This window comes from Virgibacillus sp. M23, assembly GCF_034190895.1.
GTDB classification, from domain to species: Bacteria; Bacillota; Bacilli; order Bacillales; family Amphibacillaceae; genus Virgibacillus; species Virgibacillus salarius.
On record NZ_JAWDHA010000387.1, the window covers coordinates 1 to 381 of the forward strand.

General features: G+C 34.4%; 1 protein-coding gene. It reads left to right on the forward strand.

The window, feature by feature from the left end:
• Positions 1-46: 46 nt before the first annotated feature.
• Positions 47-381, forward strand: a 335-nt coding sequence (locus RVS70_RS23140; protein WP_321135089.1) for an Ig-like domain-containing protein, incomplete at its 3' end; no start/stop codon positions are given.

Consider the following 381-nt stretch of genomic DNA (forward strand, 5'->3'; position numbering starts at 1 on the left):
GAATTGTTATAGTGCAAGACAAAAAACTTTAAAGGAGTGTTTCAAAATGAATTTCAAAAAAACTGTTGTTTCTGCTTTATCGATTTCTGCGTTAGCTCTGTCGGTCAGCGGGGTAGCTTCAGCTCATGAAATAAACTCCACACCTACTGAAGTAAAGAACATTTCTATTTCACCTACACATGTTATCAAGATTCAAGACTATAATTTACCTCTAAAAGTTGGAGAAACCTATTCTGTTAAAAATAATTCAGCTACTCGTTATTGGACTGATAACCAAAAAGTTGCTGAAGTCGATCAAAATGGTTTAGTGACGGCTAAATCAAAAGGGAAAGCCACGATTACTTTGTTTAAAGGTACTGAAGTATTCGGAAAAGTATATGT